A 9,789-nucleotide genomic window follows, 5' to 3' on the forward strand; every position below is an offset into this window, starting at 1 on the left:
GCGCGTGATCAGGGTGCGCGGGTAGTACCCGGCTCGGTAGCCCAGGCGGCCCTCGGTGCGCTCGCCCGGTGCCGCCTGGAGCTGGTCGCTCATCTCGGCTTCCAGAACCTGCTGGACCGCCTCGCGCACCAGCGTGCGCATCAGTTCCTCGTCTGTCCCCAAAAGCGCTCGCAGTGACGTGCGATCCGCAGTAGCCTGGCTCTTGTGAGTGGTCATGGTCTCGCCCTCCTTGAGGGGTTCCGGTGGTCGCTAACCAACCCGAATACCATGGCCGCTCACCTCCTGCCAGCTTCTGCACATAACTCAGCACACTACTGGTTCGGCGAAGCGCAGCGAAGCACTGCACGCGCGAAGCGTGTGCAGTCCCGAAGGGGTGAGGCGGCGCAGCCGCCGAATCATCCTGGTCCCCCCAGCCATGGCGGTGTGCCCCTCGGTTTGGCATGTCCGCATTTCAGCATTGACGGGCAACCAACCATGCGGTGCTTCTGGCACGGGTCAGGCACGATCGCGCCCGTGAGTGGCAATCATTCCCTCAGGCCCTGCGGCGTCAATCTGCGTCCTGCCGAAGGTGGAGGGCTGTTGGCCCGGCCTCTTCTGGGTTGTGCTCCTCGGGTGGCTTCTCATCGTTGTCCCCGGCTCCGCTACAATCCCCGGGCGGGGATCGGGAATTGCAGGGAATTCTCCGGTCTTTTCTCCGTCCAATAACGCAGAGCCCGTCCACGGGCCGAATGGATACGCATCAAGAAGAGGAGTGGAGCAAAGATGTCGGTACCCGATAACCCCTACGAGCCCGTGACCGTCGATACCACCGCCCACGAAGTGGAGGGCGCGGACACCTGGTACATGATCGGGATCTCCGGCATCCCGGACCCGGACAATCAGGGCCACACATCGAACGCCGGATTTGTCGTGACCGACGAGGGTGTAGTGGTCTACGACGCCCTGGGGACCCCGCCGCTGGGTTTCGAGATGATCCGCCGGATCCGTGAGGTGACCGACCAGCCGATCAAGTACGTGATCGCCGGGCATTACCATGCGGACCACATCTACGGCCTGCAGGCGTTCGCCGACCATACCGACGCGAAGATCATCGGTCAGGCACGGGCACGCGACTACCTCGGCGGGCCAGGCGCGGTGGCGCGACTGGAACAGCGTCGCGGGGTGCTGACGCCATGGGTGGACGAGGACACGCAGATCATCCCGCCGGACGAGTTCTTCGAAGACGAGTACACCATCCGTCTGGGCGGCAAGACCTTTCGCTGCGTGCACGCCGGCCCGGCCCATTCACCCGACGACATCATCATGGTGGTGGAGGAGACGGGCGTGGTGTTTGCCGGCGACATCGTCTTTGACGGCCGTATCCCGTTTCTGGGGGACGACGCGCTGGATTCGGAGAACTGGGTCAATCGTCTGGAAGAACTGATGGAGATGGACCTGAAATTCCTGGTCCCGGGGCATGGCGAGGCCACCGATCAGGCAAGCCGAGCGGTGAAGTTTACGCGTGACTACCTGGTGAAGCTGCGCGAGCACATGGGCGCGGCCGTGGAGAACATGGAGACCTTCGACGAGGCCTACGCGGCCATGGACTGGAGCGACTACGAGGATCTCCCGGCCTTCGAGCAGACCAACCGCAGCAATGCCAACGCGGTCTATCTCGAGATGGAAGAAAAACTGTTCTGAACGCGCCGGCGTTCGGCAAGGGAGTCGCTGTATGACGCTGCATATTGACCCGAGCCTGCTGATGGCCATCCTGTCGCTGGTGGCGGGGATTCTGATCCTGATCCGTCCCCGGCTCCTCAATTACATCGTCGCGATCTACCTGATCGTGATCGGGGTGCTGGGGCTCCTGGCCCACTGGTAGGGCACACTGCGGGACCGCCCGGGCCGCGAGCCCGGGTAGTTCCCGGGGGATAGTTTGGTGCCCAAAAGCATGGACCAACAGTGCGACTTCATGCGCAGGGCGCGCGGACCCGTTACTCTTTGGCCTCACTTTGATCGGGGGGCCACGCCTCAATGACCGCCGAACGCGTTCGAGAAATACCCTATAACTACACCTCCTTCTCCGACCGCGAAATCGTCATCCGTTTCCTGGGGTCCGATACCTGGGATCTCCTCAACGAGCTGCGTGGGGAGCGTCGGACGGGCGTGTCCGCGCGCATGCTGTTCGAGGTCCTGGGGGACATGTGGGTGGTCACCCGCAACCCGTATATCCAGGACGACCTGCTGGAGGACAAGAAGCGCCGCAAGGCGCTGATCGACGCCATGCAGCATCGCCTGGACCAGATCACGGCCCGGGCCGATGGCAACGAAAAGGCATTGAAGCTGGCCCAGCGCGCCCAGGCGGCGGTATCCGCCTTTGCCAAGGAATTCACCGACACCGCGGCGCTGCGCGATCAGGTGCGCAAGCGCATGAAGGGCCTCACGCACAAGGACAATATCCAGTTCGGCGGGCTGGCGCGGGTGTCCCACGTGACCGACGCGACCGACTGGCGCGTGGAACTGCCGTTCGTGGTGCTGACCCCCGATTCCGAGGAAGAGATGGGGCCGCTGGTCGCGGCCTGCATCGAACTGGGCCTGACGGTGATCCCGCGCGGTGGCGGCACTGGCTACACCGGCAGCGCGGTCCCGCTGTCCAAGCGTTCCGCGGTGATCAACACGGAGAAGCTAGAGGGCCTCGGCGAGGTCAAGCGGCGACCGTTGCCGGGCGTGGAGCACGACGTGCCGGTGGTGCGCGTGGAGGCCGGCGTGGTCACCAAGCGCGTCTCCGAACTGGCCGATCGCAATGGCCTGGTGTTCGCGGTCGATCCGACCTCGCAGGATGCCTCGACCATCGGCGGCAACGTGGCGATGAACGCCGGTGGCAAGAAGGCCGTGCTGTGGGGTACCGCGCTGGACAACCTGGCGGCCTGGACGATGGTCACGCCCGAGGCGGAGTGGATGTACATCGAGCGCCTCGATCACAACCTGGGCAAGATCCACGACGCCGAGACGGTGCGCTTCCGCGTGACGCGCTATCAGCCGGATGGCAAGACCCCGAAGGGAGAGCCCGAGATCCTCGAGATGCCGGGGCAGCGCTTCCGCAAGCTGGGCCTGGGCAAGGACGTGACCGACAAGGCCCTGATGGGCGTGCCGGGCATCCAGAAGGAAGGCTGTGACGGCCTGATCACCTCGGCCGAATTCATCCTGCACCGCATGCCCGACAACATCCGCACCGTGTGTCTCGAGTTCTACGGGACCGACCTGCACCAGGCCGTCCCGGCGATTGTCGAGATCAAGGACGCGGTGGATGCCGAGGACGACGTCCTGCTGGCCGGCCTCGAGCACCTGGACGAGCGCTATGTACGCGCGGTCAAGTACACGCCGAAAGGCGCGCGCGGCGACCTGCCGAAGATGGTGCTGGTCGCCGATATCGTCTCCGACGACGAGGATGCGCTGGGTCGGCTGGCCGCCCAGATGGTGCGCGCGGCCAATGCCCGAAACGGCGAGGGCTTCATTGCGGTCAGCCCCGAGGCGCGCAAGCGCTTCTGGGCGGATCGCGCCCGAACCGCGGCGATCGCCCACCACACCAACGCCTTCAAGATCAACGAGGATGTGGTGATCCCGCTGGAGCGTCTGGCGGAGTACACCGAGGGGATCGAATCCCTGAACGTGCGCGAGTCGCTGAAGAACAAGCTGACCATGGTCGACGAGGTGCTGGAGTGCATGCGCGGCGACCATCCCGAGCTGCGCGAGCTGCTGGACGACACCGGCGGCGAGGGCCAGCAGTGGTTCGAGTCCAAGCGCGAGCGCGCGGTGGAGGTTCTGCAGGAGGTGAAGAAGCGCTGGGAGGCGATCTCGGAGAACTTCTTCACGCTCGCGTCGGAGTGCGACGAGCTGCTCGACGAATCGGCCCGCGCTGACCGTCGCGACCACGACAAGCTGATGAACCTGCTGCTGCGGCGCAGCCTGCGGATCTCCTACCGGGCCGAGGTCGAGCGCCCTCTGTTCGAGATCTTCGGTGGCCACCAGCTGGAGCCGGTGCGCAAGCGCCTGGCCGGGATCCACGACCGCGTGCTGACCAGCCGGCTGTTCATCGCCCTGCATATGCATGCGGGCGACGGCAACGTGCACACCAACATCCCGGTCAACTCCAACGACTACCAGATGATGCACCAGGCCGAGCGTCTGGTGGACGACGTGATGCGCCTGGCGCGCGAGCTGAACGGGGTGATCTCCGGCGAGCACGGGATCGGCCTGACCAAGATGCAGTACCTGGAACCCGAGCGCATCGAGTCGTTCGCGAAGTACAAGCAGCAGGTCGACCCGAACGGCGTGTTCAACGCCGGCAAGCTGCTCGAAGGCTCCGGGCTGTCCAATGCCTACACCCCTTCGCTGCGTCTGGTGAAGCAGGAGGCGCTGATCCTGGAGCAGAGTGAACTGGGCGATCTCAATGACGAGATCAAGGACTGCCTGCGTTGCGGCAAGTGCAAGCCGGAGTGCAATACGCATGTCCCGCGCGCCAATCTGCTCTACTCGCCGCGGAACAAGATCCTGGCCACCGGACTGATCGTCGAGGCCTTCCTCTACGAGGAGCAGACCCGCCGCGGGCTGTCGCTCAATCACTTCGAGGAGATGAACGACGTCGCGGATCACTGCACGATCTGCCACAAGTGCCTGAATCCGTGCCCGGTCGACATCGACTTTGGCGACGTGACCATGCACATGCGTTCGATCCTCAACAAGAAGGGCAAGCGCAAGGCGACGCCGGCCACGATGATGTCCATGGCCTTCCTCAACGCGAAGGATCCGGCCACCATCAAGGGCATCCGCAAGGGCGCGATCCAGATGGGCTATGCCGCCCAGCGTCTGGGGCACTTCGCGTTCAAGAAGCTGAACCTGACCGGCGAGGGCAAGACCCCGCGCTCGACCACCGGCAAGGCGCCGGTGCACGAGCAGGTGGTGCACTTCGTGAAGAAGCCGATGCCCGCCGGCCTGCCGAGCCAGACCACGCGGCAGATGCTGGGGCTGGAGGATTCGCGCTACGTGCCGATCCTGCGCGACCCGGTGAAGACCGATCTGGATTCGGATGCGGTGTTCTACTTCCCCGGCTGCGGCTCCGAGCGCCTGTTCAGCCAGGTGGGGCTGGCGACGCTGGCCATGCTCTACGACGTGGGGGCGCAGACCGTGCTACCCCCGGGCTACCTGTGCTGCGGCTATCCGCAGAACGCCGGCGGCGACTTCGAGAAGGGCCAGCAGATCAGTACCGAGAATCGCGTGCTGTTCCACCGGCTGGCGACCACGCTCAACTACCTCGACATCAAGACCGTCGTGGTGTCCTGCGGGACCTGCATGGATCAGCTGCTGAAGTACGAGTTCGAGCGGATCTTCCCGGGCTGCCGCCTGCTCGACATCCACGAATACCTGATGGAGAAGGGCGTGAAGCTCGAGGGGCTCAAGGGCGTGCAGTACATGTACCACGACCCCTGCCACTCGCCGATGAAGTCGCACAAGCCGACCGACGTCGCCTCCAAGCTGATGGGGCAGGACGTCCTGCAGTCCAACCGCTGCTGTGGCGAGGCCGGCACGTTCGCGATCAGTCGCCCGGACATCGCCACTCAGGTGCGCTTCCGCAAGCAGGAAGAGCTGCACAAGGGCATCAAGGAGCTGACCGGCGAGGAGAAGGCAGAGAACGGCAACGTGAAGATGCTGACCTCCTGCCCGGCCTGCCAGCAGGGGCTGTCGCGCTATCGCGAGGACACCGGGCTGGATACCGACTACATCGTGGTCGAGATGGCCAACCGCCTGATGGGCGACGGCTGGCAGAAGAACTTCATCGACCGCGCGCGCGAGGGCGGGATCGAGAAGGTGCTGCTGTAGTTTCCGTTGCACACAAAGGGTGCGGGTTGGCTACAATCGGGCGAGGCGAGCGGCCGGGCCGGGGAATAAAGCCCCGTCTCGCCGCGTCGCCCAACGGGCGTCGAATACGCCCCAACAGGGCCGCGGCAGTGCGTGCGGCATGTTCACCCGTCCATGCAAGGGAGTTCGCATGACCTTTCGCTCTTTGAGTCCCCGCCTTGCCGTCATGGCCCTCTGTGTCGGGCTGGCCGGTGCCCCTGTCGTGGCCAGTGCCCAGGCCTTTGTCGAGTTCCCCGGACGCAGCCTGTACGAGCGCTTTGGTGTGGATGCCGTGGACCTGTTCGATCTGCGCGGTCAGCTGTCGCGTTCCACGGTGATCGACGTCCGCCCGCGCCTGGAATACGACATCCTGCACATCGAGGGGGCGCATCACGTCCCGCTCGGGGCCCCGGATTTCGAGGACCAGGTCCGTGCACTGGAGGAGCAGCACGGTGGCCCGCTGGTGTTCTACTGCAACGGTCGTGAGAGCTATCTGTCGTATCGCGCCGCGGCGCGTGCCAACTCCGCGGGGCTGGGCCCGACCCAGGCGTATGATGCCGGCGTCAAGGACTGGGCGGAACGCTATCCCGGACTGGCACTCCTGCGCGGTGAGCCCATCGAGGACCCCGAGACGCAGTTGATTGCCGACGACGCCTTCGAGGCGCGTCTGCTGGAGGCCGACACCTTTGCCCGTCGCGTCCGCGAGAACGACGATGCCGTGGTGGTGGATGTGCGTGGCAACGAGGAACGCGACGAGATTTCGCTGTTCGCCGGGCGCGAGATCTCCGCGCCGCTGGAGAATATCGACACGCTCAATCGGATCGTCGACCAGGCCCGCCGGGACGGTGCCCCGCTGCTGATCTTCGACCAGAACGGGCAACAGGTGCGCTGGCTGCAGTATCACCTGGAGGAGCGGGGGGTCGAGGACTACCGCTTCCTCGAGGGCGGCCTGCAGCGCTTCTACGACGAGGTGATGGCGCGCTAGGCGAGGCCCGGAGCGTTTCCTGCATCCGCGTTTTTCGCACGAAAAAAGGGCCGGGATCATGCGATCCCGGCCCTTCTGTTTGACAGCGCGTGCGCTGGCGGCGGGTCAGCGCCGGAAAAGCGCCAGCAGGATCGAGATCACCACGCTGACGATGATCATGGTGGTGATCGGGAAATAGAACCGGCTGTTTTCCCCCTCGATCACGATATCCCCGGGCAAGCGGCCCCAGGGGATTTTGCCCAGCCAGGGCCAGAGCAGGCCGATCACCACGATCAGCCCGCCGATGACGATCAGCCACTTGCCCGTGTCGGTCATGGCGGTCGCCCGGACCGATTACCTGGCGGTCATCTCCTCGACGCCCGTGGACGAACCCACCAGCATCACGTCCGCCGGCCGCCGAGCGAACAGGCCGTTGGTCACGACACCGGCGATGTGGTCCAGCTCGGACTCCAGCTCCACCGGGTTCATGATGCGCAGGTTGTGCACGTCGAGGATCACGTTGCCGTTGTCGGTCTTGAAGCCCTCGCGCAGCTCCGGGTTGCCGCCCAGCTTCGACAGGGCGCGGGCGACATGGCTGCGGGCCATCGGGATCACCTCGACCGGCAGCGGGTAGGCGCCCAGGTAGTCCACGACCTTGGTCTCGTCGACCACGCACACGAAGGTCTTCGATGCGGCCGCGACGATCTTCTCGCGGGTCAGAGCCCCGCCCCCGCCCTTGGTCAGGTGCAGGTGCCGGGTGGCCTCGTCGGCGCCGTCCACGTAGATCGGCAGCGGGCCGGCGGAGTTCAGGTCCAGCACCTCGATGCCATGTCCGCGCAGGCGCTCGGCGCTGACCTCGCTGGAGGCGACGGCCCCGTCGATCTTGCCCTTGATGCCCGCCAGGGCGTCGATGAAGTAGTTCGCGGTAGACCCGGTACCCACACCCACGATCCAGCCGCTCTCGATCCGTTCCAGCGCCGCCTCGGCCACGGCCTTCTTCATTTCGTCCTGATTCATCAACATCTCTCGCATGTACGATCCATAACCCATTGAGGATACCGACTGCTCCGGCCCCGGGACAAGCGGAACCGTGAACCGCTCGCATGCTATGGTTTCGCCATGCAAATCCCCTATCTCGAGAAGATCCTGACGGCGCGCGTCTACGACGTGGCCCGAGAGACACCCCTGGACTCGATGCCGACCCTGTCGCAGCGCCTGGGCTCGACGCTCTGGCTCAAGCGCGAGGACCTGCAGCCGGTGTTCTCGTTCAAGCTGCGCGGCGCCTACAACAAGATCGCCCAGTTGACCCCGGAACAGCGCGCCAAGGGCGTGGTGGCGGCCTCCGCGGGCAATCATGCCCAGGGGGTCGCGCTGGGGGCGAACCACCTCGGCATCAAGGCCGTGATCGTGATGCCGGTGACCACGCCCTCGATCAAGATCGCCGCGGTGCGTCGTTTCGGCGGCAAGGCCGTACTCCACGGGGATTCCTTCGACGAGGCCGCCGCCCACGCCCGCGAGCTGGAAGCCAAGCACGGCTACACGTTCATCCATCCGTTCGACGACCCCGACGTGATTGCCGGGCAGGGCACGGTGGCCATGGAGCTGCTGCGTCAGCATCCGGGCGAACTCGATGCTGTGTTCGTCTGTATCGGAGGCGGGGGGCTCGCCGCTGGCATGGCGGCCTATATCAAGCGCCTGCGCCCGGAGATCAAGGTCATCGGTGTGGAGCCGGACGACGCGCCCTCGATGTACAAGGCGCTGCAGCAGAACCGCCGGGTCAACCTCAAGCAGGTCGGTATCTTTGCCGACGGCGCGGCGGTGCGCCAGGTCGGCAAGGAGACCTTCCGCCTGTGCCGCGATCTGGTCGACGAGGTCCTGCTGGTGGATACCGACTCCATCTGTGCGGCCATCAAGGATGTCTTCGACGATACCCGCGTGGTCGCCGAGCCGGCCGGTGCCCTGGCGGTGGCCGGGATGAAACAGTACCTCCAGCGCGAGGGCGTGCAGGGCGGAAACTTCGCTGCGGTCTTAAGCGGCGCCAACATCAATTTCGACCGGCTGCGCCATGTGGCCGAACGCGCCGAGATCGGCGAGCATCGCGAGGCCCTGTTCGCGGTCACCATCCCGGAGCGCCCGGGGAGTTTCCGCCAGTTTTGCCAGGCTATCGGCAAGCGCGGGATCACCGAGTTCAACTACCGCTATGCTGACGACGAGCACGCGCAGGTGTTCGCCGGGATCAAGCTGGAGGGCGGTGATCGCGAGCGCCGGGAGATCCTGGAGGCCCTGGAGGGGGCGGGGTACGAGGTGCTCGATATGACCGAGAACGAGGTCGCCAAGCTGCACCTGCGGCATATGGTCGGCGGCCATGGGGGCGAGGTCCGCAACGAGCGGATCTATCGCTTCGAGTTTCCGGAGCGTCCCGGGGCGCTGCTCAATTTCCTGACGCATATGGGGCAGACCTGGAATATCAGCCTGTTCCATTACCGCAATCATGGGGCGGCCTACGGGCGTGTGCTGGTCGGTATGCAGATCCCGTCCGAGGATCGGGCCCGGTTCCGCGAGTTCCTGAAGGAGGTCGGGTATCCGTGGCACGAGGAGACCAGTAACCCGGCCTACTCCCTCTTCCTCCGCTGACCGCATCTCACCAGGCGCTTGTTCGTCAGCGCAGGCAGGTCCTTCGTCTGGCTGTCTGCCTCGTGGTGGCTGGTCCTGGTTCGTCCTCCGGTGTTTACGGTGCCGTCGGTCCGCAACCTGCCGATTTTTGGCTAGGCCTGGTTCGTCCTCTGGTGTTTACGGTGGCTTCGGTCCACGTACTGCCGTGCGCTGACTCGCCAGCGCGCCGCGAGGTCCTTTCTTGCTTGCCCAAGAAAGGACCCAAAGAAGGGCACCCGGATTTCGCCCGGGAACCTCGCTCCGGACGTGCTGGGCCGGCGGCGCTGAACTCGCTGCGC

At 65.3% G+C, this 9,789-nt stretch carries 8 protein-coding genes; 5 read left to right on the top strand and 3 right to left on the bottom strand.

What is annotated here, in order from left to right; translation table 11 throughout:
* Window positions 1-216, bottom strand: a 216-nt coding sequence (locus H609_RS13455; RefSeq protein WP_038036286.1) for a transposase, incomplete at its 3' end; no start/stop codon positions are given.
* Window positions 217-762: 546 nt separating this feature from the next.
* Between H609_RS13455 and H609_RS0110830 the strand changes: the two genes are divergently transcribed.
* The 4 genes from H609_RS0110830 (at window position 763) to H609_RS0110845 (ending at window position 6,859) form a co-directional block, all read left to right on the top strand.
* The gene (locus H609_RS0110830) at window positions 763-1,680 is read left to right on the top strand and encodes an MBL fold metallo-hydrolase (RefSeq protein WP_028484956.1); all 918 of its coding nucleotides are present in this window, start codon (window positions 763-765) and stop codon (window positions 1,678-1,680) included.
* Window positions 1,681-1,711: 31 nt separating this feature from the next.
* A complete protein-coding gene (locus H609_RS14005) occupies window positions 1,712-1,861 on the top strand; it encodes a DUF3096 domain-containing protein (protein WP_018867185.1) in 150 nt (49 codons plus the stop codon).
* A 152-nt stretch (window positions 1,862-2,013) separates the two neighbouring features.
* A complete protein-coding gene (locus tag H609_RS0110840; protein WP_028484957.1) occupies window positions 2,014-5,856 on the top strand; it encodes a DUF3683 domain-containing protein in 3,843 nt (1,280 codons plus the stop codon).
* A gap of 169 nt (window positions 5,857-6,025) precedes the next feature.
* The gene (locus tag H609_RS0110845; protein WP_026279275.1) at window positions 6,026-6,859 is read left to right on the top strand and encodes a rhodanese-like domain-containing protein; all 834 of its coding nucleotides are present in this window, start codon (window positions 6,026-6,028) and stop codon (window positions 6,857-6,859) included.
* A gap of 105 nt (window positions 6,860-6,964) precedes the next feature.
* Here H609_RS0110845 and H609_RS0110850 read toward each other — a convergent pair whose 3' ends face one another.
* Window positions 6,965-7,174 (bottom strand): DUF2905 domain-containing protein, encoded by a 210-nt coding sequence (locus tag H609_RS0110850; protein WP_018867188.1) that lies wholly within the window; start codon window positions 7,172-7,174, stop codon window positions 6,965-6,967.
* A gap of 18 nt (window positions 7,175-7,192) precedes the next feature.
* Complete coding sequence (gene rpiA / locus H609_RS0110855; protein ID WP_028484958.1) at window positions 7,193-7,855, bottom strand: ribose-5-phosphate isomerase RpiA; 663 nt, start codon at window positions 7,853-7,855, stop codon at window positions 7,193-7,195.
* Between the two features lie 102 nt (window positions 7,856-7,957).
* Here rpiA and ilvA point away from each other — a divergent pair, with 102 nt between their 5' ends.
* Window positions 7,958-9,472, top strand: coding sequence for a threonine ammonia-lyase, biosynthetic (gene ilvA / locus H609_RS0110860; RefSeq protein WP_018875837.1), 1,515 nt, complete (start codon window positions 7,958-7,960; stop codon window positions 9,470-9,472).
* Window positions 9,473-9,789: the final 317 nt, after the last annotated feature.

Source organism: Thioalkalivibrio sp. ALE17, from assembly GCF_000425605.1.
GTDB lineage: Bacteria > Pseudomonadota > Gammaproteobacteria > Ectothiorhodospirales > Ectothiorhodospiraceae > Thioalkalivibrio.